The sequence below is a fragment of the Variovorax sp. GrIS 2.14 genome (assembly GCF_046115955.1).
Lineage (GTDB): Bacteria > Pseudomonadota > Gammaproteobacteria > Burkholderiales > Burkholderiaceae_C > Variovorax.
The window spans coordinates 237833-264463 of sequence record NZ_JBJXIA010000008.1; the positions used below are offsets into that span (position 1 = coordinate 237833).

Below are 26631 nucleotides of genomic sequence, written 5' to 3' on the forward strand. Positions count from 1 at the left end.
CGCTGATAGCGTCATCCATTGGATGCAGTCAGATGTGCAGCATTGCCAGCGCGCCGACCACCAGGCCGATACCGGCCACGCCGAACATGCCCCACTCCAACCACTTCTTGCGAGTCAGCAAAGCCATCGCCGCCAACGCAATGGCGACTTGCAACGCAGTGGTCGCCTGGGCCCAACGGTGGTGCTGGTGCATTTGCGTTTCGGATTGATGATCCCAATCGGTGGCATCTGTTTCTAGCTTTTGGGCCACGAGCTGGATCTCGGCTTTCTCGCGCTCGTAGCGCACCGCCTTGTCTTGCCATGTGGCCCTGCGATCCTCAGGCGACATATCGCGCGCGAACTCCGCAAGCGACTGTTTCGTGCTCTTGGACTGGTAGTAATTCCACTGATTGGAAGCCTCGGTCTTCTTGATGCCGGCATTGTTCTTGTAGAGCCCGGCGTTCGCCTGCGTCAGGCCGCCCATGTACGAAAAGATAGCGCCAACCGTGGCGATGATTGCGGTGCACACCGCGATCTGATCGGTCATGGTGCGACGACCCGAGTGCGGCGCGGCGTCGTCGTCCGCGGCTTTGTGGCCATGGTCGCCTGCGGGATGTTCGAGCACGTGGTCGTGCGGGCCGTGAGCATGAAAACCGTCACCTGACATGGAATACCTCCGTCACCGAAAATTTTGGGACGGGCGAGTATGACGGTGGTTGTGAAACAGTGGTCAGGACGACCGGTCTCGCACCCTTCGGATCACGCGGTCCGCCAGGTTGGCGAAATAGGCGCGCAGCCGCGCCGCAGACATCCTCTCTTGCTGTTGTGCGGTAGCGAACGCAGCGAGGTCGTCGCCCTTGGGGCCGGTGCCGCTGCCACAGAGCTTGTCGCCCAGCGCCTCGATGATCTTTGCGCGGATGGCAGCGGTCGCGCGACGTCGACCGGCAAGGTCGTCGCGAAGATGTTGCAGAAAGGAGTCTTGATCGTCCATCGGGCCTTTTTCGTTAGGCCCAAGATGTACTACTTTATAGTTCTTTTTCAATCAGCCAAAGTGGCGGTGCCGACGTGGTCATCTTCTGACATGTGTCGTATGCCATCCGACGAACAGGCCGCCTGACATAGGCACGCCTTGGCCCGGCCACCCTCACTCACCAAGGCAATCGCTCGCCGGTGTACGAAAAGAAGCTGGCGGTGTGCTCCGGTTTCAAACCATCGATAACGCGCAACAGATCTGCCGCCGCGGCCGCTGCCGGACGACCGATTTCGGCACCCCGAAACGGCGCCGACAACGCCGAATCCACGGTGCCCGGATGCAGCGCCACCAGCACGGCATTCGGTTGCGCGCGCTGCACTTCGATCGCTGCCGTCTTGAGCAACATATTGAGTGCCGCCTTCGACGCGCGATAGCTGTACCAGCCGCCCAAACGGTTGTCTTCGATGCTGCCGACCTTGGCCGAGACCACGGCCAATACGGCGCGTTGGCGGTCGAGCAACGGTGCGAACTTTGCCAGCACCATCGCGGGCCCGAAGGCATTCACTTGAAAGGTCTCGGCCATTTGGGCGAAGTCCAGTTGAGACAAACGCTTTTCGGGTGCGAAGCGGGTCGTGTGCAGTACGCCGGCTGCGTTCACGACCAAATGGAATGGACCGCGAGATGCCAGAGCGGCGGCGGCCGCGGCCACGCTCGCTTCGTCGTTGAAATCGATGGATGGCAAAGTCTTCCGCCCGAGTCCGATCACGCTGCCGCAGCGCGGATCGGCTTCGAGTTGCCGCACCATCGCCGCGCCTATCGCTCCCGATGCGCCGATGACCACCGCTCTGAATCCTTCAGGAAAGGATTGCATGCGAACTGTGGAGCGCGGCCGGCAATACGCTTCTAGAAGTTTTTCGCAAGCCGGTTGCTTGTGAGTGTCGCTGGACGCGACCGCTTGTCGAGTTCCCGCTCGCACGCCACGACGATTGCCTCGGCCGGCCCGTCCCAGAACAAGACCCGATGCCTTGCAGCCATCAGCATGCCCAACAGTTCGATGTCGGTGAGCAGATCGATGTGGGTGGGCGCTTCACTCGGCAGTTGATTCGGTTTGTCCATGGAGATTGCGGCGTGGGGTCACGCATTCTGCGGACCGAGCATGACCATGGGCTGACCTACGCCGGCCCATCGGTCGTGCCCTATCTGTCGCGTCGAGCCCGCCCCAACCCTCCAGACCCCTCCGCGGCGTCCGCGGCTTCCGCGGCATTCACCGTGACTTCGTCACTGATCGCTTCGATGGCATCGTCAGCGTGCGTGGTGTCGCACACGAAGCTGTCGCGTCCATTGCGCTTGGCCTGATACAAGGCCGCGTCGGCGCGTCTGAGCAACACTGCCGCGTCGTTGTCATGCGGCCCGCGAAACGCGATACCGATGCTTGTCGACACGCCCGAGCCCCCGTCCTGCGTGTCGCTGAAGCCGCGCAGTTTTCGCACCCTTTCGACGATGCGTTGCGCCACCGCGGTCGCTTCGGACACGCCGGAGATGTCATTCAGAATGATGGTGAACTCGTCGCCCGCAAGACGCGCCACCGTGTCGCTCGGCCGTACGCACTCCTTGAGAATCGCAGCAAAAGCCACCAGCAACTTGTCCCCGGCCTCGTGGCCGAAGGTGTCGTTCACGCTCTTGAAGTAGTCGATGTCCAGGAACATGAGTGCCGACGTCCGATGTGGCCCGGCCCGGCTCAGCAACAGTCCTTTCAGGCGCTCATCGAACAGGGCGCGATTGGGCAGGCCTGTCAGCGCATCGTTCTCGGCAAGATAGCGAAGCCGCTCTTCGGCGGCCTTGCGCGGCGTAATGTCCGCGCCTGTGCCGGCGAGGCGTATCGCCATGCCTTGCGCGTCGCGTTCGACCACGCGCCCCAGGCCGCGAATCCAGATCCAGGTGAGCGCGCGGGTCGCCATCCGGAACTCGGCATCGAATGTCGCCGTGCGACCCTTGAGCGCGGCTTCGAAGCAGTGAGTGAGCCAGTCGCGGTCGTCGGGATGCACGCGATTCATGTACACGGCAAGGCTCGTCGTCTCTTCCAGCGCCGGCTCGCCGCGCATCGTCGCGGCCTGCGCGCTTTGATAGATGCGGCTGCGCTTTACGTCGAGGTCGAACAGTGCCGACCCCGATCCTTCGAGCGCCAGGCTGAGCCGCTCCTCGATGCGGGCGCGCAAGGCGGTGGCCTCGCGGCTGGCCGTAACGTCGAGCGGGAGCGCGAACAGGCCGACCACCGTGTGGTCGACGTCCCGATGCGGGATCAAAGTTACTTCCGCGCGACGCGGTCCCGCCAGGGTCTGGATCTCGCGCTCGTAGGCTATCCGGCGGCCGCCTAGACAGGCTTCGATGTCCTTGCGGAAGATGGCGTATTCCGCCTCACCATAAACCTCTACGAGACTCTTGCCGATCAGGGCATGGGTATCGACACCCAGCAATTCCTTGAAAACGTTGTTGGCAAACAGAAAGCGCTGCTGCGCGTCGAGGTACGAAATCATCGCGGGCAGGTTGTCGGTGATCTGTTGAAGCTGGAACCGGCTCGCCTCCAGCAAGGCCGTGCGCTCCTGCAACGAGTCCGACATGCGATTCAGCGCGCTCGCGAGCTGGCCGATTTCGCCGCCCTGAGACACGCTGCTCCGATGATCGAAACGGCCCTGCTCGAGCCGCGCTGCGTCATCGCTCAACTGGCGCAACGGCGCCGAAATGCGACGGCCGGCCACTGCTGCAGCGGTCAGGCCCAGCAGCAACATCGCCAGACCCGCCAGGAAAGTCTGCGCCAGATGTCGCTTCATCGGCGCCAGCGCGATCTCGTTCGGAATGCCGACGTAGACAAACCACGGCACGCGCCGCGATGCGGTAAAGCCGCCGATGCGCGATACCCCGTCGGCATTGGGGCCGTCTCGCACGCCGTCCACCAGGTTGGCGGCCACGGTGCTCGCCACGAACCCGGCACCCAGGTTTTTGCCAATCCAGCGCGCCGGGTCGAGTGACCTCGCCAGAATGACGCCGTCGTGGTCGAGCACGGTGATGACCGCACCGGGCGGTAAGCCACCGGCCGGCAATACCAGCGCCTGCAACAGCCGCAAACGTGCGGTCGCGGTCACCACGCCCACCACCCGGCCCTGCCGCCGGACCGCGGTCGCAAAGACGGCGACCTGTTCGCCGTTGGATGCGGCGAGGATCGGCGCTTCCACAGGCAGGTCGGCACCCGCCACCGCTTGCTTAAAAAACGATCGCTGAGCAACGTTCAGTCCGGTCAGGCGCAATTGCTGTTCGGCCGAGCCTGTCAACTCACCGTTCGCGCTCCAAACGGCAACGTTGTTGATCTGTGCGGGCCTGCGCGACGCAAGGCCCCTCAACAATGCATCGTTGGCGGCATTGCCTCCAGACTCGGGAGTGACGACTTCTGCGAGCACGCCGAGGAACTGACCGATGTCGCCGACGTGGTCGTCCAGTCGGGCCGAGGTGAGGCGCGCCAGGCTCAACATCTCCTGTCGGACCTGTTCGCGTTCCTGCCTCGTCTGCAGCAATGCCGTCGTTGCAAGAAAGATCGAGAACGGAATCGCCACCGCAAGGACGAGCAGGAACAAGCGTCCATTGATCGTGAGACCTTTGACAAAGCGGCGGCGGAGGCGGACCAGCATCCCCCTAGTTTCGCGCACTTTGTAGGCGCGCCTTGTCGGCGCGTGGACGGGCGCCTAACTGGTGCTCAGCGCAGGTCGCTGGCCAACACCTGCACGATGCGCTGCGCCACTGCCGATTGCTCCGGCGCCCCCGCCTCCGTCAGCACCGAAACCGTGCTGGCCTCGCCTTCGCTGCGAACCTGGATGCCGAGCTTCAAGGGCTTTTCGACAGGCGAAGGTTTGACGTACTCGACCATTTTGGTAAGGAGCCCCGGCTCCGCGCCGGGCGGCCGTGGCGGCACAAAACGGATGAAGTAGGTGCCCGTCCGGCGGTCACGGTCTTCGACAGTGAAGCCCGCGTGATCGAGGGCCAGGCCGACATGCCGCCAGGCGAGATCGAAGCCTTCGACAAGCTCGAGCGTGCTCCGGCCCGTGGTCGCATCCCTCTTCATGTCACCCTTTACGATCCGTTGCGGCACCCCGACCTTCGCGGTGCCAGCCGTGGGCGCGCTGCCGAGCGCAAGCATCATTTTGCGAAGGTATTCGCTTTCGAGCGCGATGTCGGCCGGCTGTGCCTGCCAGCCAGCCGGTGTGCCGGGCGTATCCCGAACGTTTTCATGCATGCCGCGGTGCGTCACGAAAATTTCCGTGCCGCTGGCCGTGCGTTCCAGCCGCGTGCGAAAGATGTCGAGCTCACCGGTCGAATGGCGGGAATCGACCAGCTTGCCCATCGCGTCGCGCACCAGGTCGCCGGGCACGTTGGCGTGGCTCTCGGCCCAATCGGTTTCCATGACGCCGCGCGCGGGGTCTTCGATGCTCAACAAAAATCCGCTCTCTTGCCAGAACGATTTGAGCGGCTCCCACAGCGCGTCGGGCGAACGGCCGATCGACAGCCATTGGTCGGTGCCATCGCCTTCGAGCTTGATATCGCCGACAGCGCGCACTGCCGTCGGCTGCACGAATGGCTGAGCCCTCTCGGAAGCGTATGCGCTTGCAGCCACCGACTTGGGCCGTGCGTCTGACCCCGATCGGGAGAGTTGAGCTACATCGGGCGGCACATCCAGCAACGGTGCCTTGCCGGAACTCGTGTGATAACGCATGCCGTCACCGTCCTTGGGCGCCGCGCACGCCATCAGGCTCGCGACGAATGCCAGCGCCAGGCTTGCTCTGAAAAGCAGCCAGGCGCCGCGTGTTTCGGTTGGGTTCATCGAGCGATGGTGGCCGCCGATTCGGGAGAAATATGGGAGGCCGACGGCAGCATCGCGCCCCTGGTGCTATGTTCAATACCGACCCGAGTGACCCAAGCAAGTGGAAGAACAATGACAACTCAAACCAGCACCAGAGATACCTCACCGCTGCCACTGCCGCTGACTTTGCCGATAAAGCCGCCCATCCCCCAACCGGTGGTGCTGGTGGTGATGGGCGTCTCAGGCTGCGGCAAAACCACCGTCGCGGCCCTTCTTGCCGGCCGCCTGGGCTGGCCTTTCGAAGAGGGCGATGCACTGCACCCGCCGGCCAACATCGAGAAGATGAAGGCCGGGCATCCGCTCGACGACAACGACCGCGCGCCCTGGCTGGAGAAGGTCGCCGACTGGGTCGGGGAGCGCCTCGACGCCGGCGGTAGCGGTTTGATCACCTGCTCTGCGCTGAAGCGTTCTTATCGCGACACCATCGACCGACGCGGTTCTGGCGTGGTGTTCGTCTACCTGCACGGGTCGTACGAAACCATCGCTGCGCGCCTGGCCGCACGACATGGTCATTTCATGCCGACCAAGCTGCTCGACAGCCAGTTCGCCGACTTGCACGAGCCGACCGCCGATGAGCCGGCGATCCGCGTCGATGTCGGCCCGTCGCCTTCGGAGATCGCCGATACCGTCATCGAAATGCTCGGTCTGGGCGTGGCGAAAGGAGTCGCGAAATGAACCCGACCGACCTGATGCACCAACCGCTGAACGCGCACGACACGCAGGTGCTGATCGTCGCTGCCGTCGGCATCGGCATTCTGATTTTGCTGATCGTGTGGCTGAAGATGCACGCGTTTCTGGCGCTGACCATCGGCGCTCTGTTCGTCGGTGTCGGCTCGGGACTGCCGCTAGACAAGGTGACGGCCTCGTACGAAGCCGGCGTCGGCGGCGTGCTTGGCTATGTCGGCGTGCTGATCGCACTCGGGGCCATGCTCGGCAAGCTGCTGGCAGATTCCGGCGGTGCCGAGAAAGTGGTCGACACGCTGCTGCAAGGTCGCCCGGCAACGCTGCCCTGGAAGATGGCGCTGGTCGCCAGCATCATCGGCATCCCGATGTTCTTCGAGATCGGGCTGGTGCTGCTGATCCCGGTGGTCATGCTCGCGGTGCACCACTCCAAGGGCCCGGCCATGCGACTCGGCATCCCGGCGCTGGCCGGCCTGTCGGTGCTGCACGGATTCATCCCGCCGCACCCCGGCCCGTTGGCGGCCATTGCGATTCTTCATGCCAATGTCGGCGTGACCCTGGCGCTGGGGCTGCTCATCGCCATCCCGACCGTCGCCGTCGCAGGGCCGCTGTTCGGCTTGCTCGCGGCGCGCATGGTGCCGATCGGCGCGGCGGGTGCCGGCCTGGCGGTGTCCTCTGCAAGTGCATCGAGCGCATCGGGCAGCACCGCGGGTGGCAAGGATGAGGACCCGAAGCCGACGCACAGCCCGACCTTCACCTGGACCTTGATCACGTTGTTGGCTCCGCTGGCGCTGATGCTCATCAAGGCCGGCGCCGACATCTGGATGGACAAGACGGCGCCGCTGCGGCCCGCGCTCGACTTCATCGGCGACCCGGTGTTCGCCTTGCTGATCGCGGTGCTGCTGGCGATGGTGACCTTCGGTACCTCGGTCGGCTTCACGCCCACGGTGCTGGCCAAGAAAATCGGCGCCAGCCTGCTGCCTGTCGTCGGCGTCATGCTCATCGTCGGCGCCGGCGGCGGCTTCAAGCAGGCGCTGGTCGACGGCGGGACCGGATTGGCCATCGCCAAGATCGCCCTGGCCGCCGGCCTGTCGACCCTGCTGCTCGGCTGGATCGTCGCGGTGCTGATCCGCCTCGCGACCGGCTCCGCCACCGTGGCGACGGTCACCGCCGCCGGCATCGTCGCGCCGCTGGCCGTGGGCCTGTCGCCCAATCACCTGTCGCTCGTGGTGCTGGCCGTGGGCGCCGGCTCGCTGTTCTTCTCGCATGTGAACGACGCGGGCTTCTGGCTGGTCAAGGAGTACTTCGGCCTGACCGTGATGGAGACCATCAAGACGTGGTCGTTGATGGAGACGGTGATCTCGGTGATGGGATTGATCCTGACGCTGGCGCTGTCGCTGGTGCTTTAGTGGGTGCTTTAGACAGCGGCGTCGAAGGCGGCACCGCCGCCTGCCGGCAATCACGCAGGTCGATGGAGGCCTCGTCGCCCACCGCCCACCTGCTGCCGCGCTCGATCAGGACGATGCGCAACCGGGAACGCCGTCCCTGTCGATAGGCCACTTCGGCAAATGCGCCGGCCGCGCGCACCGAGGGCGCAAGGGTCATGCGGCAATCGTCGTCCACCTCGCCCGGAGCGGGCAACGCATCGCCGAGCCGCACGATCACACCAAGACGCCTGCCACCGGCCGTATCGTCGCTCGATGGCATGGCCCCGCCTTGGGGCGCCGGCATGCCCGCGGCACATCCGCTCGCTGCCAGGACGCACACGCACAGGAACAGCAGCGTTGCGACGCACAGCCAGGCGGATTTCGGCATGAAGCGGCCCGGCCTGACCATCGTCAACTCCCCTGCCCGTTCGATGACACCGCGGCTGCATCGTTTCGCCGTGCGTCGACGGCGTGCAACCAGCCACCGCCCAGCGCCTGAAACAACGCCACGCTGTCGGCGAGCCGGGCCGATTGCGCCTGGATGCGCGCGATGGCGGCTTGCCGCAAAGCCTGCTGCGCGACCAGCACGGCAAACGATCCGGTAGCGCCGGCGTCGCGCTGCGCGCGGGCGATGTCGAAGCTGCGCGCGGCCGCCTGCTCGGCGCGGCTCTGCGCGGCCAGGGTCGCCGCATCGGCCTGGATCGCGTTCAGCGTGTCGGCAACATTCTGGAACGCGCCCAGCACCGTGCTGCGGTACTGCGCTGCGGCCTGCGCCTGCGTGGCCTCCGCTGCACGCTGCCGGTGCATCAGCGTGCCGGCGTCGAACAGCGGCTGCACGAGGTTGGCACCGATGCCCCAGAAGGCAGTGCCGGCAGTCGCGAGCTGCGACAGCCGCAACGCGGTGGTGCCGATGTTCGCGGTGAGTTCGAAGTTCGGCAGCCTGGCGGCCAGCGCCACGCCGATCTGCGCATTGGCGGCGTGCCACTGGGCTTCGGCGGCGCGAACATCGGGCCGCTGCACGACCAGTTGCGAAGGCAGGCTCAGCGGCAGCTCACCCGGCAGCTGCAATGCGTCGAGACCGATCTCCGGAATGTCCGCGTCGCTCGGCAGCCGGCCCAGCAACACCGCGAGCAGGTTGCGTTGTTGCGCCTGCTGCTTTTGCAGCGGCGGCAAGGTGGCTTCGAGTTGGGCCAGCAGCGCCTCTTGCGCCGCCACATCGGCCGTACCGACCTGGCCGAGCGCCTGCTGCCGGCGCACCATCGTCAGCTGCGAATCCGCCAACGCGACGATCTCTCGCGTGGCATCGATCTGCGCGCGCACTGCAGCGCGCTGGATCACTGTCGCGACCAGGTTGGCCGTCAGCGTGAGCTGCGCGGCCTCGAGCTGAAAGCGCTGCACGTCCGACAGCGACTGCAACGATTCGAGCTGCCGTCGATTGCCGCCGAACACGTCCGGCGCGTAGGCGATGTTGAGCTGCGCCGTGTGCAGGCTGTAGAGGTTGCCACCTGAGGCAACCGGGCTCGCCAGCGACGTTGCCACCGACTGCCGTGTCGGCGTGAACTGCGCCCCGACCGTAGGAAAGAAGGTGCCCTGCTGCGCCAGCACGTTCTCCTGCGCGATGCGAAGCGATGCCCGCGCTGCCTCGACGTCGGCGTTCGCTGCCAGCGCCTGTCGGACCATCGCATCGAGCGGTGCCGACTGAAACACCGACCACCATTTCTCCGGAATCGTCCGGCCATCGACAAAGCGTTGCACTGCAACACCAGCGGTGTCCTGAGTCTGCGTCTGTGCCTGCGCCAAAGGCTCGGCCGTGTAGCGGTCGGTGACCGGCGCCACGGGCGGCTTGAAGTCCGGACCTACCGCGCAGCCACCGATCAGAAAGACGCAGGCGACGGTCCATGCAATGCGCTTCATGTGGCTGCTCCAGCGGGGTCGGTGAGGTCGGCATGCGCTTGGGCGTGACGCGCGCTCATGGCCTCGAGCCGGCTTGCGACCAGGTAGTAGAGCGCTGGCAACCAGACCAGCGTCAGACCGGTCGCGGTGACCAGGCCACCGACCACCACCGTGGCCAGCGGACGCTGCACATCGCTGCCGAGCCCATGCGCCAGCGCGGCCGGCAGCAAGCCGAGGGCTGCCACCGTTGCCGTCATCAGCACCGGACGAAAGCGTTCCCGAGCGCCCTGGATCACGGCCTCGCGCAGCGGCAGCTTTTCTTCCACGCGCAACCGGTTCAGGTTCGACACCATGATGATGCCGTTCATCACCGTCACGCCGAACAAAGCAATGAAGCCGACCGCACTCGACACGTTGAGCGTCATGTCGCGCAGATGCAAGGCGACGAACCCCCCGAGCGCGCCGAGCGGCACAGCCAGCAGGATCAACGACGGTTGCCACAGGTTCTTGAACTGCGCAAAAAGCAGCGCGAACATCAGGACGATGACCATCGGCATGATGAGCATCAGCCGAGCCTGCGCACGCTGCTGGTTCTCGAACTGGCCGCCCCACGCGAGCTGGATGTGCGCGTGGTCGTACTTCACCTTGGCCTCGATCTGGGTGTGCGCATCTTCCAGAAAGGACGACAGATCGCGCCCGCGCAGATTCAGCCGCACCGTCAGATGCCGCTTGCCCATTTCGCGCGTGATGGTGCTTTCGCCATCGTCCAGCCGCAGCGTCGCGACCTGAGACAGCGCCACCTTGGCGCCACCGGGTGCGCTCAACACCAGCCGGCCGATCGCGTCGGGGTCGCTCCGGCTCTGCGGCGTGAAGCGCACCGCGATGTCGTAGCGCCGCTCGTCGACGAACAACTGCGCCACCGGTGCACCGCCGATGCCGGTGCCGATGAGGTCCGCGATGTCGGCCACGTTGATGCCATAGCGCGCAGCCGCCGCCCGGTCGACCTCGATGCGCAGCTGCGGCAGCGGTGGCTCCTGGTCGATGATGACGTCGGCTGCACCGGGCACTGCGGAAAGCACCCGGTCGATTTCGCTGGCGATACGCCGCGTTTCCTTGAAGTCGTTGCCGTAGATCTTGACCACCAGATCGCTGTGTGCGCCAGCGAGCTTGTCGAGCACGCCGTCGATCATCGGTTGCGTGAAGCCGACCTGCGTGCCGGGCAACTGCGCAAAGCGCGCCGCCAGGCCGCTGATCAACTCCTGCTTGCTGAGGCCCGATTTCCATTCGGCCTGGGGATGCAGTCCGACGCTCACCTCGATGTGCGACGCGGTCCATGGATCGGTGCCGTCGTCGTTGCGGCCGAGTTGCGTGACGACGTACGAGACCTCGTCGAACTCACGCGTGGCGTCGCGCAACCGGTTCGACATCTGCGTCGCCTTGTCGAGCGAAATGCCCGGCGGCAAGGTGACCTGCAACCAGAGCGAACCTTCGTCGAGATATGGCAGAAAGTCTCGCCCAATGGTCGCCGCGGCACCGATCACGCAGACGAAGGCCAGCGCAAAAGCGGCCAGCGTCAGCGCACGTTGCCCGACGATGCGTCGCAGCAGCTGTTCGTACCACTGGCCGAGCTTTTCGAGTGCGCGGTTGTGAAACACGCGGCGTGGCTTGCGGTAGGCCAGGTAGGCCAGCCCCGGAATCAGCAGCAACCCAACCGCCAGCGCGCCGACGAGTGCAAAGCCGATCGCAAAAGCCATCGGGGCAAAGAGCTTGTATTCGATGCGCTGAAAGGCGAACAGCGGCGTGTAGGCCGTGATGATGACGACCATGCCGAAGAAGATCGGGCGCGTCACCTGCAAGGTGGCCTTGAGTACGTCGCGCGGCTTCAGGGGTCGGTCTGCATGCGCCTCGCGCTGGCGCAGGATGTTCTCCATCACGACGATGGCCGCGTCCACCACGATGCCGAAATCGATCGCGCCCAGGGACAGCAGGTTGGCCGGAATCTTCAGTTGGTGCATGAAGGCGAAAGCCGTCAGCAACGACATCGGAATGGTCAGCGCCACGATCAGCGCGGCGCGCGGGCTGCCCAGGAACAGCAGCAGCACCAGCGTGACCAGCGTCATGCCTTCGAGCAATGTCTTGCCGACCGTGTGCACCGTCGCCTGGACCAGCATGGTGCGGTCCAGGTAGGGCACGACCTTGACGTCTTGCGGCAGCACGTTGTCGTTGAGGTCGCGCACCGCTTCGTGCACACCGTCGAGCACCGTCGAAGGGTTCTCTCCCTTGAGCAGCAGCGTCACGCCTTCGATGGTGTCGGGGTTGCTGTCCTTGCCGAGGATGCCTTGCCGCTCCTTGTTGCCGAGCTTGACTTCGCCGAGGTCTTTCACGAGCACGGGTACGCCGTTCTTCTGGCTCACCACGATCTGCGCCAGGTCGTCCAGACCGCTGATGAGCCCCACGCCGCGCACCACGAAACCTTGTTGGCCGCGCGTCAGCACGCTGCCGCCGGCGCTCGAATTGTTGGCGTTGATCGCCTGCGTGACCTGGGCCAGCGTGATGTTGTATTTGCTGAGCTTGGCCGGATCGAACTCCACCATGAATTGCGTGGTGAGCCCGCCGAAGTTCGACACGTCGGCGACGCCCGCCACCTGCTTCAGGCGCGGGATCACCTTCCAGCGCTGCAACTCCGACAACTCACGCAGGTCGCGTGTTTTCGATTCGAGGGTGTAGCGGTAGATCTCGCCGATGGGCGATGTCAGCGCGTCGAGGCCAGGCTGAGCGCTGTACGGCAGGGCGACGCCACCGATGCGCTCCTGCAGCCGCTGGCGCGACCAGTAGTCTTCGGCGCCATCGCGGAACACGACGGTGATCAGCGACAGACCGAAGGTGCTCTTGGAGCGCATCACGTACATGCCGGGCGTGCCCATGATCTCGCGTTCGAGCGGAATCGTGATCTGCTTTTCGACCTCTTCGGCGGCCAGCCCCGGCACCTGCGTGACCACCTGCGAGGTGGTGTCGGCGATGTCGGGATAAGCCTCGAGCGGCAGCTGGGTCCAGCACCAGGCGCCATAGCCGGCCGCCATGGCGAACACCAGCCAGACGATGCCGCGCCGCTTCAGGCAGGTGGTGACGAATGCGTCAATCATCCAGCAGCACCCCGTCCTGTACCACCACGCGCTCGCCGCTCTTCAGGCCGGCAAGCACCTCGATCCGGTCGCCGACCCGTGGACCGACACGCACCACGCGCGGCTCGAAATGCCAGGGCGATGCTTCCACGAACACGCGGCTGTGCAATCCGCTTTGCACCACCGCGTCCATCGGCACCAGCAGTCCGTTGTGCGGCTTCGACAGAAAGGTGGCGTTGGCGAACATGCCCGGCTTCAGACGGCCGTCGCGGTTGTCGAACACCATGCGCACCTTGACGCGCCGGGTGTCGGGGTCGAGCACTTCGCCGATGTAGCGCACCGTTCCGCTCAGGGCTTCGCCGGGAAAAGCGTCGAGGACCACGCGCACCGGCTGGTCGACGAACAGCGCCTTCAGATCGGCCTCGCCCGCACTGGCGGTCACGAACACTCTGGACAGATCGGCCACCGTCATCAGCGAGGCGGTTGCATCGTTCCAGTACGCGCCCTGCGCAGCGCTCAGGTCGATCACGCGGCCCGCCACCGGCGAGCGCACGGCCAGCAGGCGGCCCGTGCCGGCCGTGCCCGGCCCTGCATCCGGCTTGTCGGCCTGCCCTGCGCCGAGTTGCATCAGCCGCGCCCCGGTGCGCGCCACTTCGCTTTGCGCCTGGTCGAAATCGTTGCGCGCCTGTTCGATCTCGCGATTGGCCGCGATGCCGGACGCGCCGAGCGCGCGTTGCCGCTCCAGCGACTGCGTCGCGAGCGCCAGGGTCGACCGAGCCTTTTGTGCGTCGCTGCGCGCCTGCGCCAGATCGGCAGAATCGATGCGAAACAGCACATCGCCCACACGCACCGCATCGCCCAGGCCTTTGTCCAGGCTCGCCACGCGCCCCGTCACGGGCGGCGACACCTTGACCAGTTTGGCCGGATCGGCCTCGACCACCGCCGGCAGCGACAGCGGCACCTCAATCGCCTGCGCGTCGGCCCCGGCCACGACCAGTGACTGTCGCAAGGGCGAGCCCTCGGGGACCACCACCTGGGCACCGACGTGCTCCAGCACACGCACCGGCACGGCCTTTGCCGCCTCGGCGGCATGTGCCCAACTTGCCATGAACCACCATGCGACGCCAATGGCGATCAGCGCCACGGCGCAAATCACGAGCAGCGCGCGGCGCGACTTTCCTTTGTCGTCATGCATGTTTTTTCCCTGTTTTTTCTGTTGATCGACTCAGTCGGCTGCAGAACGAGTCCGTCCACCGGGAGCGCGACGCAGCTTAGACAGCCACGCCTGAAGAACGCCGCAAGAAATCCTGAAGTCTTCTTCAGGATCGGCGTTCGCCGGGCTGGCCGCCGGGCATTGGTGCGAGACTCGCGGCCGTTATGAAAATTCTTCTTGTCGAAGACGATGGAAAAGCGGCCCGCCTGCTCGCGCGCGGGCTCGAGGAAGAGGGTTTTCTGGTCGACATCGCAGGCTCCGCCGAAGATGGCGAACAGCGCGTTTTTGCCTCCGACTACGACCTGCTGATCCTCGACTGGATGCTGCCCGGCAAGGACGGCCTGGCGTTGTGCGTGGCGTTGCGGCGCCACAAGATCCACACGCCGATCCTGATGCTGACCGCGCGTGACGCGCTGGGTGACCGCGTGACCGGCCTCAATACCGGCGCCGACGACTACCTCACCAAGCCCTTTTCTTTCGACGAACTTCTGGCCCGCGCCCGAGCGTTGCTGCGCCGCTCGGAGCTGACGCGGCCGTCCGTGCTCACGGTCGGCGACCTGAGCCTCGACCCGATGGCCCAGCGTGTGCAGCGCGCCGGCACGGTACTCACCCTGACGCGCAAGGAATACGCGATCCTCGAGGTGCTGATGCGCCAGGCCGGCGACGTGGTCAGCCGGTCGCGCCTCGCCGAGCAAGTGTGGAAGGCCGACCTGGTCGCCATCGACAACCTGATCGACGTGCATGTCGGCAACCTGCGCCGCAAGATCGATGCGCCGGGGCTGCCAACGCTGATCCAGACGGTGCGCGGGCGCGGCTTCAGGCTCGGTGCCGCGGAAGGCGAAGCATGATCAGTTTTCGCCGCCGGCTCACGCTGGTGCACCAGGCCGTCATCGTCGTGGTGCTGACCGTGACGGCGCTGGCTGCCTACTGGACGCTGTCGCGCGAGGTGCATGCGCAGCTCGACGCGGCCCTGTTGGCGCTGGCTGAAACCGAAGCCGCTGCGCTGCCCGAGCAAGGCGGTCAGGCCGTCACCGTGCACGAGGCGGTGGCCGCTGGCGCGCCGCCATCGTTCGAACGGCTCGACCGTCTGCTGCAGATCGTCGGCGCCGACGGCGAGGTGCTGGCGCGCAGCCGCAACCTCGGCGCGGCCCGCCTGCCGTTGTCGCCCGATCTTTCCAGGCGACTAGCAGCGGGCGAAGTGGTTTTCGAGACGCTGCATAGCTTTGGCAGTGAGCCGACGCGCCTGGTGTCACTGCCGGTGCAGGGCCACGGCAATGTGCGCGCCGTGCAGGTGGCGGGCTCGCTGGACGACGTCGACCGTGTGGTCGAGACCGCCAGCGTGCTGTTCGGCGTGATGGGCGCGACGCTGCTGCTGGCCGTCGGCGCGGCGGGTTTCCTGCTGACACGAGGCGCCTTCAACGCGATCGGCGATGTGGTCGAACAGGCACACCGCATCGGCGATGCCAGCCTGGGTCGTCGCTTGCCGCACCCGGGCACCGACGACGAGATCGGCCGGCTGGTGCAGACGCTCAACGAGATGCTCGACCGCCTGGAGCACGGCTTCGATGCACAGAAACGCTTCACCGCCGACGCGTCGCACGAGCTGCGCTCGCCCTTGTCGCGCCTGCGCACCGAACTCGAACTCGCACTGCGCAGACCCCGGGAACCGGCCGCCTATGTGGATGCGATGCGCTCATGCGTCGAAGAAGTAGAACGTCTCACCCTTCTCGTCGAAGAACTGCTCACGCTGGCGCGGCTCGATGCCGGCCAAGAGCGCGGGCCGACCGAAACCGCGTCGTTGAAGGCGCTGGTCGAGGAGGCGATGGCACGGCAGGAGAGCGCTGCTCAGGAGCGTGGCGTGCGCATGGCACTGGCGCCATCGGCGATGCGGCACGAGCTGATGGTGGCGCGCGGGCCGGCGAGTCTGGTGCTGGCCAACCTGCTGGACAACGCGGTCAAGTTTTCACCGCACGGCGGCCGGGTGACGGTGCAGCTGGCGACCGAGGGCGCCGAAGCCCGGGTGAGCGTGGGCGACGAAGGCCCTGGCATCCAGAAGCAGGATCTGCCCTACGTGTTCGAGCGCTTCTATCGCGGCGCCGCAGCACGTGCCGGCGCGGTGCCGGGAATCGGCCTGGGACTGGCGCTGTCGCACGCCATCGTGAAGGCGCATGGCGGTCGCATCGAGGCGTCGAGCCCCGTAGCCGGCGGCGCACTTTTCACAGTGTCGCTGCCCTTCGCCGACGCGGCGGTTACTGCTCGACCTTGAACTCCCCGTTCACGACCTTGAGCATCACGCCGGTCTCGTTGGTGTAGCCCCAATGGTCGTCGGCGGTCCAGTTGAGGACGCCGTGCGCCAGCACGGTGCGACCCATGTTCTCCATGGCATCGCGCAGTGCAGCACGAAACTCAGGTGTGCCGGGCTTGGCCTTTTTCAGCGCGACTGGCACGGCGATTTCGAGTACGGTCAATGCGTCGGTGCCGTGTCCTGCAAACTGGTTGCGCGAGCCCGGGCCGTAGGCTTGCTCGTACTGCTGCACGAACGCCACCGCGGCCTTCTTCGACGGATGGCTGTCGGGCAACTGGGCGCCGATCATCGCCGGGCCGGAGACGACGAACGTGCCTTCGGCATCCTTGCCCGCCGTGCGCATCAGGTCGGGTGATGCGGCTGCGTGCGTCTGGTAGATCTTGCCCTTGTAGCCGCGCTCGACAATGGCTTTTTGCGGCATGCCGGCGCCGCTGCCCGAGGCCACGATCAGTATCGCGTCGGGGTTGGCAGAAGTCAGCTTGAGCGCTTGCGCTGTCACGCTGGTGTCGGCGCGTGCAAAGCGCTCCACACCGACGACCTTGATGCCGGCCTTGGCGCCCTGTTCGGTAAACGCCTTGAGCCACAGCTCGCCGTAAGCATCGGTGTAGCCGAGAAAGCCCACCGTCTTGATGTTCTGCTTCTTCATGTGCTCGATGACCGCGTAGGCCATGACACCGTTGGACTGCGGCAGCCTGAAGAACCACTTGTCTTTGCCGGGTGGCAGCCCGGCCGGCGACGTCGACAGCTGCGGCGTGCCCGACTCGGCCGTGACCTCGGCCATCGGTGCGGCCACCGGTGTGGCGGACGAGCCGACAATGACGTCGACCTTGTCGTCGGTGACCAGGCGCTGCGCGTCCTTGACGCCCGTCGTGGGATCGCTGGCATCGTCCAACACGATCACCTTGAGCGTTTGGCCCGCGATGGTCTTGGGCCACAGCGCGATAGCTTTGTTGACAGGAATGCCGAGGCCGGAAGCCGGTCCGGTGAGTGGTTGCACCACGCCAATGGTGAGATCGGCATGGGCGGTGCCCAGCATCGTGGTGGCCAGCACGGCGGCAAGGGTGGCGAGTTTGAAAGTCATGGCGGCGCTTCTCCTGAAGAGGTCGTCAAAGAACATGGTGATGGCGCATAACCAATGGTTATGCGGGATAACCAAATCTAATCTTTGAACGAAGCGCGGCCATGAGGGCTTACCCTCAAAGCATGAGCGCCTTGAAGCTCTCCAGCGCCACCTTGGGATGCACCGCCCCGTGATAGATCGCAGGAATCTCGTTCTTCAGGTGCAGCAGTCCGTACACGGCATGCATCGCGCTGCGCACCGAATACTCGACAGTGAACACCACATCTTCCGGAATCTCCACATACTGGCCGAGCACTGCGAAATTGCGGGTGCCACCGGGAACGACAGCGGGCCGATCCGTCGGCTCGCGACGCTCGAACTGACTCGTGATGTAAGGCAGCATCACCGGGATCACGGTGCTGGTGCGACGCACTTCTTCGAGGATGTCTTCGAAACCCAACTGGTGCATCAACTCGGTCAGGATTTCTTCACCGCTGCTCTCGGCCATCGACTTGTCGACGTAGTCGCCCTTCTTGTCGATGAAGAGCCCATAGCCCCATATCGTGTAGACGCCCTCGGGTTGACCCGCGAAGTGCGGTGCGTGCGGCACGACGATCGACATCAACCACGGCGAGTCCTTGAACGTCATGAGGCCGCCCGTGCCCGGCCCGTTGCCTGAGTACGCTTCGATGCGCTTCACCAGCAAGGGGCTTCGCAGCGTGACGGTGAAAGACTCCCACTTGCTCTCGTCGACGTTGCCGTTGAACGTCTCCGGTCGGCCCAGGGTCGGCACCTTGCGCGCGAGGTTTTCCCAAAGCGTCCAGCCGCCGTCGCGCTTGTCTCGCAACAGTGCCGGCGCGTGATCGTTGTCGCCGATGCGGGTGTCGGCGGTCATCGAACCGAGCGTGGCAAAGACCACATCGTCGGGCCCGACCTGATGCAAGAAGAACTCGTCGCCGCGATTGCAATGGATGGCAGTGACGCGCAAGCCGTCGGTGTTGCGCGCGACCTCGGTCATCTCTGCGAAGTCTTCGAAATCCATGTCCATGACCTTGGTTCCGAACTGGAACGTCACGCCTTGCCCCGCGAGCCAGTCCTGCATCGGTCGGACGATCGAGTCGTACTGATTCAAGGCTGTGCGACGAACGCCGGCCAGCGTGTGAATGCGCGGCAGCTCCTGCAGGAAGCGGAGCAAATAGCGTCGCATTTCGACGGCGCTGTGCCAGTTCTGGAAGGCGAAGGTTGTGCGCCACATCGCCCAGAAGTTGGAGTTGAAAAAGTGCTCGGTGAAGCAGTCTTCGATACGCTCGGCGCCGAGCATGCGCTCCGGCGTGGCGAGCAGGCGCAGCACATCGAGGCGGTCGCGCGCATCGAAGCCCAGATCGGCCGCATCGAGGATGCGGTGCTGCCGGTCGATGAGCCGCGCGTTGGCGTGCGATTGCAAAGCTTCGTTGAAGTCCCAGACCGCGTCTTTCAGCGACCCTGCGCCGTGACGGTCCGGCACCGAATCCAGCACATTCCACAAGCAGACATAAGCCTCCTCGGTCCACATGCGGCCGCCGCGGGTTACGTAACCTGCTTCGGCATCGCCTGAACCGTCCAGTGCGCCGCCTGCTACCTGCATCTCTTCGAAGATGAAGATGTCGGTGCCCTGAAATCCGCCATCGCGAATCAACAGCACGGCGGCCGACAACGACGCGATGCCGCCGCCAACGAGAAAGGCCCTGCGCCTGCGGTTCGGGGCCGACGTTGAGATGGACGTGTTCATGAAGTTTGAAAAGACGAGGGTCATAGGATGCGCAACATTGCGCAGCACCGATTGAAAGCGCCTGCAGCGCGGGAAGGCTTGATGCAGGTCAATCCGCGATCAATGTGTCCAACGCCGCACTCCATGACTTCTCTTGCATCTAACATGGTGCGTGCCCTCAACCTCCATCCACATCGCTGTTCTCGACGACGAAACCGAGATCACCCTGCTGCTGGCCAACTATCTGCAGGTCCACGGCTTTCGTGTCAGCCAGCGCCATTCGGGCCGAGCCCTGCTCGACCTGATGCGGCAAGACCCGGCGGCGGTCGTGTTGCTCGACCTCGGCTTGCCGGGTGAAGACGGCATCACCATCGCGCGGCAGGTGCGAGAGCGATGGCAGTGCGGACTGGTGATCGTGACTGGCCGCGGCGATGCTGTCGACAAGGTGGTCGGCCTGGAGATAGGCGCTGACGATTACGTGACCAAGCCCTTCGATCTGCGCGAACTGCTGGCGCGCATCCGGGCTGTGTTGCGCCGGATTGCAGCGCCCGCGGCGGCGCCTGTAGTGGCGGTCGTCGACGCGGCGTCCGCGCCCGATGCGCCACCCACGATGCTTCGCTTCTCCGGCTGGACGCTCGACATCGCAGCGCGCCGCCTCCGCGCGGCGCAGGGCGATGAAGTGCCGCTCACCACTGGCGAGTTCGATCTGCTGCGCGTCATGGCCGAAAACACCGGCCGCGTGCTGTCGCGCGACTTCCTGCTGGAGCGAACACGAGGCCGCGATGGTGGCCCGTTCGATCGAACCATCGACGTGCAGATCGGCCGGCTGCGCCGCAAACTCGGCGACGACCCGAACCAGCCACGCATCGTCAAGTCGGTGCGCGGCGCCGGCTATCTTTTCGTGCCCGCCGTCGTGTCGGCATGAATACACCGCGCAAGCCGGTCGTTCCCGGCTTCGACGACGGCACCGTGTTCCGCACGCTGTTCGCCGCCTATCCCGATGCGCTGCTGGTGGTCGACCAGCGCGGCGTGATCGTGCTGGCCAACCCGACCGCCCTCGAACTGCTCGGCTACACCGCAGATGAACTGGTGGGCATGTCGGTCGACACGCTGGTGCCCGACGCGACTCGCCCGCGCCATGCCGCTTACCGCGAGGGCTATGCCACGCACCCACGCAAGCGCCCGATGGGAACGCAGATGGACCTGGTCGCCAAACGGCGCGACGGCAGCGAGGTGATGGTCGAAATTGCGCTCAGCCCGCTCAACGATCACGGGCTGCCGCTGGTCGTGGCCGCCATCCGCAGCGTCGCTTCTTATCCGCGCGTCCAGCATGCGCTGCAGCGTGCGCGCTATGCCGAGCATCTGGCGCAGTTCAGCAGGCACGCTGTCGACGTGGCGGATCTGCATCTTCTGCTGGACCAGGTGCCCGTCATAGCTGCAGAGGCGCTTCAGGTCGAAACGGCGAAGGTGCTGCTGCTCGAACCCAATGGAGCCGAATTCCGCATTGCCGCTGGCGTCGGGCTGCTGCCTGAAGAAGCGATCGGCGATCGCATCGCCAACGAAGCCCAATCACCCTCCGGCCATGTGATGTCGAGCGGCCAGTCGGTGCTCATGGGCGACTACGCAGCAGAGTCGCGCTTCACTATTCCATCGCACTACCTGGCTGCCGGCTTCGTCTGCGAGATCACGGTGCCGCTGGCAGACCGAGGTCGCACCATTGGTGTGCTGTCCGTGCGCTCGCGCACCGCAAGGCGCTTCGGCGATGAAGAGGTGCGCTTTCTCGAATCGCTGTCGAGCTTGCTGGCCACCGTGTTGCAACGTACGCAGATCGAGGAAGCGCTCGGCCACGCGCAGCGGCTCGAAAGCGTGGGGCAGCTCACCGGCGGCATCGCGCACGACTTCAACAACCTGCTGACGGTGATCTCGGGCAACCTGCAGGTGCTTGAAGACTCGCCCGCCATCGGCGACGACGCGGTGTCGCAGCAACTCATCGGCGCTGCCATGCGCGCCACGCGACGCGGCGCAGAACTCACCGGCAAGCTGCTCGCATTTTCCCGGCGGCAGGTGCTGCAGCCGACCATCGTCGACACGCGCGCCCTGCTGCTGTCGCTCACCGACATGCTGCGGCGCACGCTCGACCAGCGCATCGCCATCACGCTGGTCGCCGACGCGGCGCTGTGCATGGCCGATGCCGGGCAGCTGGAGTCGGCCCTGCTCAACATCGCGATCAACTCGCGCGATGCGATGCCGCAAGGCGGAACGCTGACTTTTTCTTGCCGGGTGGTGTCCGCGCTGCCGGCCGACCTGCGCTCGGACCACGACACGCAAGCCCAGCCCTCCATGCCTACAGGCTACGTCGCCATTGCCGTGTCGGACACCGGCGATGGCATGCCCGAAACCGTGCAGGAGCGGGCCTTCGAACCGTTCTTTACGACCAAGGAAGCCGGTCGCGGCACTGGGCTCGGGCTGTCGACCGTGTACGGCTTTGCCAAGCAGTCGCACGGCGCCGTCAAGCTGGTCAGCGCGCCCGGTGCGGGTACGACCGTCACGCTTTTCTTGCCGCGCGCCGAGGACGACGACTACTTCGATTACGACAGCGACGGCGAGGACGCTGCGGACGACGACCGCATCGCCGACGTCACGCACGGCGCTGTGCCGCATGGCCTTCGTGTGATGCTGGTCGAAGACGATGCCGAAGTACGGAGCGTGCTGCAGAAATTTCTGGCGTCGATGGGATGCGAGGCCGTCGCCTGCGGCCAGGCCGAGCAGGCGCTGGCCTCGTTGATGGCCGGCAGCGCGATCGACTTGCTGCTGACCGACATCGCGCTCGGCGTCGGCATGCAGGGCACGGAACTGGCGGCCAAGGCGCATGCGTTGCGGCCCGCGTTGGCAGTGCTGCTGATGTCGGGCTTTTCGAGCGAGCTGGCCGATGCACCGCCCGATTGGGAGTTGCTGCCCAAACCGTGTACGCGCCTGGAGCTGGAGCGCGCGATGCTGCGGGCGCTCAGTGCAGCGCCACTGCCGCCGACGCTACCGACCCGCGCTGCATGAAAGCGGTCAGCGCTTCGACATGGGGAATATGGATGTCGCGACGTCCCTTCTCCGAGAAGCGGATCACGTCCCCCCGTGCCAGCCGCGACAGTGCTCGGCTCACCGATTCGAGCGTCATGCCGAGGTAGTTGCCGATCTCGGCGCGCGTCATGCGCAGGGTGAATTGATCGGTGCGGAGACCGCGCTGGGCCAACGCTTCAGCCCAATAGCGCAGAAAGCCTGCCACTCGCGCGTCGGCCGACAGCGTGCACATCGACAGCATCGAGTCCTGCTCTCGCACCAGTTCGCGGCTCATGGTCTGGTGCAATGCGGTGAGCAATGCGGGCGTACGCAGGCTGGCGCGCAGCAGGTCGTCGTAGCGAATGGCCCATAGCTCGCCGGTGTCCATTGCGACCGCGTCGCAGCCGTAGTGCGCGTTCGCGATGCCGTCGAGACCGAGCCAGTCGCCCTTGAGATGCAGGCCGACGACCTGCTCGCGGCCTTCGCTCGACAGGTTCACCATCTTGAAGAAGCCGGCGTTGACGACGTAGAGACATTCGAAATCCTGTCCCGCCTGATAGACCGAATCGCCGGCACGCACGACGCGCTTGGTGATCGGCACGCTCTGCTCGATGAGCCGCAGCATGTCGCCGATACGCTGCAGCGGGGCTTGTGCCGCGCTCGGTCCGGCGCTCGGGATGGAGAGCGTGGCACGGTTCGAAAGTGGCATCGGTTGCTGCAGTGCGGCGTATGACATGGTGGGTTCCTTGTAGGTTCCTGATGGAGTGAGGCAAGCCTATTCGCCGAGTGCAACAGCTTCACCACCGCAAGGGCGCGTTGCGTAACAGACCGTCAACGCTTTGTGTCTTGAGTGCGCTGCCACCTTTTTTGCGCAATGGCTTGACGCAAATCAATCGCCGATTTGAAGGCGCACCTAAGGTCGGACACGCCTATGAACTTGCCCGCCGCACCTGTCGATAGAACTTTCTGGCCAAGCCAGGGCTTGGGCGGAGCGGATGTTCGACGCACGTTCGACCTCGCGCGCAGCCTCAAGGCCAACGCCCTGGTCGGCGAGGGGCTGCCGCTCGCGGGCAAGAACCTGGCGCTGTTGCGCGCCACGTCGGCGCCGCAGGACGACTCGGTGTTCCAGGACGCAGCAGCGGCCCTCGGCGCCCGGGTCGCGGATGTCTGGCTGGGCGACTCGATCGGGCCACCGGGGAGCGAGTTCCAAAACTTGCCGAAGATGCTCGGCCGCCTTTATGACGCCGTCGATTGCGGGAGCGTGTCGGCCATCTCGGCTGCGCAGATCGAAAGCCAGGCAGGCATTCCCGTCTACCGCGGGCTCGAAGGGCATCCCGCTGCGGTGCTGGCCGACCTCATGGCACTGTGCGAGCAGCGCCCGCTCAATGTAGCCGCCGCGGCCAATACAGCCGAGGCAGCGCTGCTCTTTGTCGGCGACGTGACGACCGGCCGCGGTCGAAGCTTCCTGCAGGGCGCACGGCAACTCGGCTTCGACGTGCATTCGATGGACAGCCCTGTCGATGCGCTTCAGGATGCGTCGGCAATCGATGCGCCCTTCGTCGTCGATGCGACCGATACCGAACATTGGGTGCTGGCCGGCCCGGCGGCAAGCGTCGAGGATGCGCAACGAACAGCGAACCATCGCTTCGTGCTGCAGGCGGTGCTGTTGATCACCCTCCTGGCGCGCTGAACCGAGCGCTGGAATTTCGCGCTCCGTTCGAGCCGATGGCAATGCCGATTTCCCTTGATCTTTATCAAGCTCGGCCAAAAGACGGCTTCCATACTGACGCCACCGACTTCATCTCACTCACGGCCCCCCCTATTTCAGAAAAGAGCGCGCCATGTACCAAAAGATCCTGGTTCCCATCGACGGCAGTGCGACCTCCGCACGCGGCCTCGAAGAAGCGATTCAACTGGCCAAACTGACCGGTGGCCGGCTCCGGCTGATTCACGTGACCGATGAACTGTCCGCAGGCTTCGCGATGGAGTGCTACGCCGGCACGGGCGACTGGCTGACGATCGTCCGAGAGAACGGCAGCAAGCTACTCGAAGTAGCGACCGCCACGGTCAAGGCGGCGGGCGTGCCAGTCGATTCCGTGCTGCTCGACGGCTTGGCCGCAACGGTGCAGTTGCTCGTGACCACCGAAGCGACGTCGTGGGGCGCCGATCTGATCGTGCTCGGAACCCACGGACGGCGCGGCGTAGGGCGTGCGTTTCTCGGCAGCAGCGCAGAACAGGTGCTGCGCTGCTCGCCGGTGCCGGTGCTGCTCGTGCGTGCGCCCGAGCTCGCGGACACGCCGGTGAGCGCCGCTGCAGCGAGCCAGACGGTCCACTTGAAATTGCCTTCTGCTGCGTTGTCGATCGAATAACCCGGAGCCCATGCTGATGTCACTGCCGATGCCGACCGCGAACCCCACCGACTTCTCGCAGCTGGACGCCTGGTGGCGCGCCGCCAATTACCTCTCGGTCGGTCAGGTCTACCTGATGGGCAACGCCTTGCTGCGCGAGCCACTGACGCTGGCGCACATCAAGCCGCGGCTGCTCGGGCATTGGGGCACCACGCCGGGCCTCAACTTCGTCTACGCGCACATGAACCGCGCCATCGTCGCCCGCGACCTCAATGCGATCTTCATCGCGGGTCCGGGCCACGGCGGTCCCGGCGTGGTGGCCAACACTTACCTCGAAGGCACCTACAGCGAGGTGTACTCGTACGTCACGCAAAACGCCGAAGGCATCCAGCGGCTCTTCAAGCAGTTCTCGTTTCCGGGCGGCATCCCGAGCCACGTCGCGCCTGAGACGCCCGGCTCGATCCATGAAGGCGGCGAGCTCGGCTACTCGTTGCTGCACGCGTACGGGGCGGTGTTCGACAACCCCGACCTCATCGCCTGCTGTGTGGTCGGCGATGGCGAGGCCGAGACCGGTGCACTGGCAGCCAGCTGGCACTCCAACAAGTTCCTGAACCCCACACGCGACGGCGCGGTGCTGCCCATCCTGCACCTGAACGGCTACAAGATCGCCGGCCCGACCGTGCTGGCACGCATCGGCGACGAGCAGCTGACCCAGCTCATGCGGGGCTACGGCTACGAGCCGCACTTCGTGTCCGGCCACGAGCCGCTGGCCATGCATGCGGCAATGGCCGCCGCGCTCGATGCATCGCTCGACGCGATCTGCGCCATCCAGACCGAAGCCCGCTCCGATGGCTTCAAGAAACGCCATCGCTGGCCGATGATCGTGCTGCGCTCGCCCAAGGGCTGGACCGGCCCCAAGGTGGTCGACGGGGTGCCGATCGAAGGCACGTTCCGCGCGCACCAGGTGCCGCTCACCGGCTTCGTCGAGAACCCGTCGCATGTGCAAATCCTCGAAAACTGGATGCGCAGCTACAAGCCCGAAGAGCTGTTCGACGAGGCCGGCACGCTGCGCCCCGAGATCGCGTCGTTCGCACCCAAAGCCTTGCGCCGCATGAGCGCCAATCCGCACACCAACGGCGGCCTCCTGCTGAAAGACCTGGCGTTGCCGGACTTTCGCGACTACGCCGTGGCCGTGCCGCGGCCGGGTGCCAGCACCGCCGAAGCCACGCGCATCACCGGCGCCTTCTTGCGCGATGTGATGCGCATGAACGACGTCAACAGCAACTTCCGCGTGATGGGCCCGGACGAAACCGCATCGAACCGGCTCGGCGCGCTGTTCGAGGTGACGGACCGCACCTCGACCGCCGAAGTCGAGCCTGGGGACGACCACGTCGGCGCCGATGGCCGTGTGATGGAAGTGCTGAGCGAACACCTGTGCCAGGGCTGGCTCGAAGGCTATCTGCTGACCGGTCGCCACGGCCTCTTCTCCTGCTACGAAGCCTTCATTCACATCATCGATTCGATGTTCAACCAGCACGCGAAGTGGTTGAAGGTGACGCGCCACATTCCCTGGCGCCGCCCCATTGCGTCGCTCAACTACCTGCTCACCAGCCACGTCTGGCAGCAAGACCATAACGGCTTCAGTCACCAGGACCCGGGCTTCATCGACCACGTCGTCAACAAGAAGGCCGAGGTGGTGCGCGTGTACCTGCCGCCCGACGCCAACACCCTGCTTTCGGTGGTCGACCATTGCCTGCGCAGCCGCAACTACGTGAACGTGATCGTTGCCGGCAAGCCGCCCGAGGCGCAGTGGCTCGACATCGATGCCGCCGCCCGCCACTGCAAGATCGGCATGGGCATCTGGGACTGGGCCAGCAACGACGACGGCGTTGCGCCCGACGTGGTCATGGCCTGCGCCGGCGATGT

The 26631-nt window shown here is 65.5% G+C and carries 21 protein-coding genes; 9 read left to right on the forward strand and 12 right to left on the reverse strand.

Translation table 11 applies throughout. The features are described 5' to 3' along the window. Positions 1-28: 28 nt before the first annotated feature. From RCH10_RS15415 to bamC, 6 genes are all read right to left on the reverse strand, one after another. Positions 29-646, reverse strand: coding sequence for a DUF4337 domain-containing protein (locus tag RCH10_RS15415; protein WP_323495259.1), 618 nt, complete (start codon positions 644-646; stop codon positions 29-31). Between the two features lie 63 nt (positions 647-709). Beyond that, the gene (locus tag RCH10_RS15420; protein ID WP_323495258.1) at positions 710-970 is read right to left on the reverse strand and encodes a hypothetical protein; all 261 of its coding nucleotides are present in this window, start codon (positions 968-970) and stop codon (positions 710-712) included. Positions 971-1127: 157 nt separating this feature from the next. Beyond that, complete coding sequence (locus RCH10_RS15425) at positions 1128-1823, reverse strand: SDR family NAD(P)-dependent oxidoreductase (protein ID WP_409053052.1); 696 nt, start codon at positions 1821-1823, stop codon at positions 1128-1130. 32 nt (positions 1824-1855) lie between these two features. Continuing rightward, positions 1856-2068 (reverse strand): hypothetical protein, encoded by a 213-nt coding sequence (locus RCH10_RS15430; RefSeq protein WP_323495256.1) that lies wholly within the window; start codon positions 2066-2068, stop codon positions 1856-1858. Between the two features lie 80 nt (positions 2069-2148). After that, positions 2149-4632 (reverse strand): diguanylate cyclase domain-containing protein, encoded by a 2484-nt coding sequence (locus RCH10_RS15435; RefSeq protein WP_409053053.1) that lies wholly within the window; start codon positions 4630-4632, stop codon positions 2149-2151. Between the two features lie 65 nt (positions 4633-4697). Then, positions 4698-5819: an outer membrane protein assembly factor BamC gene (gene bamC, locus RCH10_RS15440; RefSeq protein ID WP_409053054.1), complete on the reverse strand. Its 1122-nt coding sequence runs from the start codon at positions 5817-5819 to the stop codon at positions 4698-4700. A gap of 111 nt (positions 5820-5930) precedes the next feature. On the opposite strand from bamC, the gene RCH10_RS15445 reads away from it, so the two are divergent. Both RCH10_RS15445 and RCH10_RS15450 read left to right on the forward strand, forming a co-directional pair. Beyond that, the gene (locus RCH10_RS15445) at positions 5931-6533 is read left to right on the forward strand and encodes a gluconokinase (RefSeq protein ID WP_409053055.1); all 603 of its coding nucleotides are present in this window, start codon (positions 5931-5933) and stop codon (positions 6531-6533) included. Next, positions 6530-7948, forward strand: coding sequence for a gluconate:H+ symporter (locus tag RCH10_RS15450; RefSeq protein ID WP_409053056.1), 1419 nt, complete (start codon positions 6530-6532; stop codon positions 7946-7948). The genes RCH10_RS15445 and RCH10_RS15450 overlap by 4 nt, the downstream gene beginning before the upstream one ends. Before the next feature lie 429 nt (positions 7949-8377). Here RCH10_RS15450 and RCH10_RS15455 read toward each other — a convergent pair whose 3' ends face one another. From RCH10_RS15455 to RCH10_RS15465, 3 genes are read right to left on the reverse strand one after another with little or no spacing between them, the layout of a single operon-like run. After that, the gene (locus RCH10_RS15455) at positions 8378-9880 is read right to left on the reverse strand and encodes an efflux transporter outer membrane subunit (protein WP_409053057.1); all 1503 of its coding nucleotides are present in this window, start codon (positions 9878-9880) and stop codon (positions 8378-8380) included. After that, entirely contained in the window at positions 9877-13002 is a 3126-nt protein-coding gene (locus RCH10_RS15460) for an efflux RND transporter permease subunit (RefSeq protein ID WP_409053058.1), read from the reverse strand. Before RCH10_RS15460 ends, RCH10_RS15455 begins: the two co-directional genes overlap by 4 nt. Then, positions 12995-14176, reverse strand: coding sequence for an efflux RND transporter periplasmic adaptor subunit (locus RCH10_RS15465; protein ID WP_409053059.1), 1182 nt, complete (start codon positions 14174-14176; stop codon positions 12995-12997). The genes RCH10_RS15460 and RCH10_RS15465 overlap by 8 nt, the downstream gene beginning before the upstream one ends. 182 nt (positions 14177-14358) lie before the next feature. On the opposite strand from RCH10_RS15465, the gene RCH10_RS15470 reads away from it, so the two are divergent. Then, a complete protein-coding gene (locus RCH10_RS15470) occupies positions 14359-15042 on the forward strand; it encodes a response regulator transcription factor (RefSeq protein WP_409053060.1) in 684 nt (227 codons plus the stop codon). Next, a complete protein-coding gene (locus tag RCH10_RS15475; protein ID WP_409053061.1) occupies positions 15039-16460 on the forward strand; it encodes a sensor histidine kinase in 1422 nt (473 codons plus the stop codon). The genes RCH10_RS15470 and RCH10_RS15475 overlap by 4 nt, the downstream gene beginning before the upstream one ends. Here the strand turns inward: RCH10_RS15475 and RCH10_RS15480 are convergent. Beyond that, positions 16444-17580 carry an ABC transporter substrate-binding protein gene (locus tag RCH10_RS15480; RefSeq protein WP_323495246.1) on the reverse strand — a complete coding sequence of 379 codons (1137 nt, stop codon included), beginning with the start codon at positions 17578-17580 and terminating at the stop codon, positions 16444-16446. The two genes, RCH10_RS15475 and RCH10_RS15480, sit on opposite strands and share 17 nt — an antisense overlap. A gap of 115 nt (positions 17581-17695) precedes the next feature. Further along, the gene (locus tag RCH10_RS15485; RefSeq protein ID WP_409053062.1) at positions 17696-19327 is read right to left on the reverse strand and encodes an oleate hydratase; all 1632 of its coding nucleotides are present in this window, start codon (positions 19325-19327) and stop codon (positions 17696-17698) included. Between the two features lie 151 nt (positions 19328-19478). On the opposite strand from RCH10_RS15485, the gene RCH10_RS15490 reads away from it, so the two are divergent. Together RCH10_RS15490 and RCH10_RS15495 are read left to right on the forward strand one after the other, a co-directional pair. Then, positions 19479-20231 (forward strand): winged helix-turn-helix domain-containing protein, encoded by a 753-nt coding sequence (locus RCH10_RS15490; protein ID WP_409053063.1) that lies wholly within the window; start codon positions 19479-19481, stop codon positions 20229-20231. Then, entirely contained in the window at positions 20228-22357 is a 2130-nt protein-coding gene (locus RCH10_RS15495; RefSeq protein WP_409053064.1) for a PAS domain S-box protein, read from the forward strand. The genes RCH10_RS15490 and RCH10_RS15495 overlap by 4 nt, the downstream gene beginning before the upstream one ends. Here the strand turns inward: RCH10_RS15495 and RCH10_RS15500 are convergent. Next, a complete protein-coding gene (locus RCH10_RS15500; RefSeq protein ID WP_323501332.1) occupies positions 22311-23093 on the reverse strand; it encodes a helix-turn-helix domain-containing protein in 783 nt (260 codons plus the stop codon). The genes RCH10_RS15495 and RCH10_RS15500 overlap by 47 nt on opposite strands. A gap of 195 nt (positions 23094-23288) precedes the next feature. On the opposite strand from RCH10_RS15500, the gene RCH10_RS15505 reads away from it, so the two are divergent. The 3 genes from RCH10_RS15505 to RCH10_RS15515 form a co-directional block, all read left to right on the forward strand. Further along, complete coding sequence (locus RCH10_RS15505; protein ID WP_409053065.1) at positions 23289-24047, forward strand: hypothetical protein; 759 nt, start codon at positions 23289-23291, stop codon at positions 24045-24047. Between the two features lie 151 nt (positions 24048-24198). Continuing rightward, positions 24199-24726: a universal stress protein gene (locus RCH10_RS15510; RefSeq protein ID WP_409053066.1), complete on the forward strand. Its 528-nt coding sequence runs from the start codon at positions 24199-24201 to the stop codon at positions 24724-24726. Between the two features lie 16 nt (positions 24727-24742). After that, positions 24743-26631, forward strand: a 1889-nt coding sequence (locus RCH10_RS15515) for a phosphoketolase (protein ID WP_409053082.1), incomplete at its 3' end; no start/stop codon positions are given.

Coding starts and splice junctions, on each gene's coding strand:
- RCH10_RS15415 (WP_323495259.1), bottom strand. CDS start 646: ATGTCAGGTGACGGTTTTCATGCTCACGGCCCGCACGACCACGTGCTC.
- RCH10_RS15420 (WP_323495258.1), bottom strand. CDS start 970: ATGGACGATCAAGACTCCTTTCTGCAACATCTTCGCGACGACCTTGCC.
- RCH10_RS15425 (WP_409053052.1), bottom strand. CDS start 1,823: ATGCAATCCTTTCCTGAAGGATTCAGAGCGGTGGTCATCGGCGCATCG.
- RCH10_RS15430 (WP_323495256.1), bottom strand. CDS start 2,068: ATGGACAAACCGAATCAACTGCCGAGTGAAGCGCCCACCCACATCGAT.
- RCH10_RS15435 (WP_409053053.1), bottom strand. CDS start 4,632: ATGCTGGTCCGCCTCCGCCGCCGCTTTGTCAAAGGTCTCACGATCAAT.
- bamC (WP_409053054.1), bottom strand. CDS start 5,819: ATGAACCCAACCGAAACACGCGGCGCCTGGCTGCTTTTCAGAGCAAGC.
- RCH10_RS15445 (WP_409053055.1), top strand. CDS start 5,931: ATGACAACTCAAACCAGCACCAGAGATACCTCACCGCTGCCACTGCCG.
- RCH10_RS15450 (WP_409053056.1), top strand. CDS start 6,530: ATGAACCCGACCGACCTGATGCACCAACCGCTGAACGCGCACGACACG.
- RCH10_RS15455 (WP_409053057.1), bottom strand. CDS start 9,880: ATGAAGCGCATTGCATGGACCGTCGCCTGCGTCTTTCTGATCGGTGGC.
- RCH10_RS15460 (WP_409053058.1), bottom strand. CDS start 13,002: ATGATTGACGCATTCGTCACCACCTGCCTGAAGCGGCGCGGCATCGTC.
- RCH10_RS15465 (WP_409053059.1), bottom strand. CDS start 14,176: ATGCATGACGACAAAGGAAAGTCGCGCCGCGCGCTGCTCGTGATTTGC.
- RCH10_RS15470 (WP_409053060.1), top strand. CDS start 14,359: ATGAAAATTCTTCTTGTCGAAGACGATGGAAAAGCGGCCCGCCTGCTC.
- RCH10_RS15475 (WP_409053061.1), top strand. CDS start 15,039: ATGATCAGTTTTCGCCGCCGGCTCACGCTGGTGCACCAGGCCGTCATC.
- RCH10_RS15480 (WP_323495246.1), bottom strand. CDS start 17,580: ATGACTTTCAAACTCGCCACCCTTGCCGCCGTGCTGGCCACCACGATG.
- RCH10_RS15485 (WP_409053062.1), bottom strand. CDS start 19,327: ATGAACACGTCCATCTCAACGTCGGCCCCGAACCGCAGGCGCAGGGCC.
- RCH10_RS15495 (WP_409053064.1), top strand. CDS start 20,228: ATGAATACACCGCGCAAGCCGGTCGTTCCCGGCTTCGACGACGGCACC.
- RCH10_RS15500 (WP_323501332.1), bottom strand. CDS start 23,093: ATGTCATACGCCGCACTGCAGCAACCGATGCCACTTTCGAACCGTGCC.
- RCH10_RS15505 (WP_409053065.1), top strand. CDS start 23,289: ATGAACTTGCCCGCCGCACCTGTCGATAGAACTTTCTGGCCAAGCCAG.
- RCH10_RS15510 (WP_409053066.1), top strand. CDS start 24,199: ATGTACCAAAAGATCCTGGTTCCCATCGACGGCAGTGCGACCTCCGCA.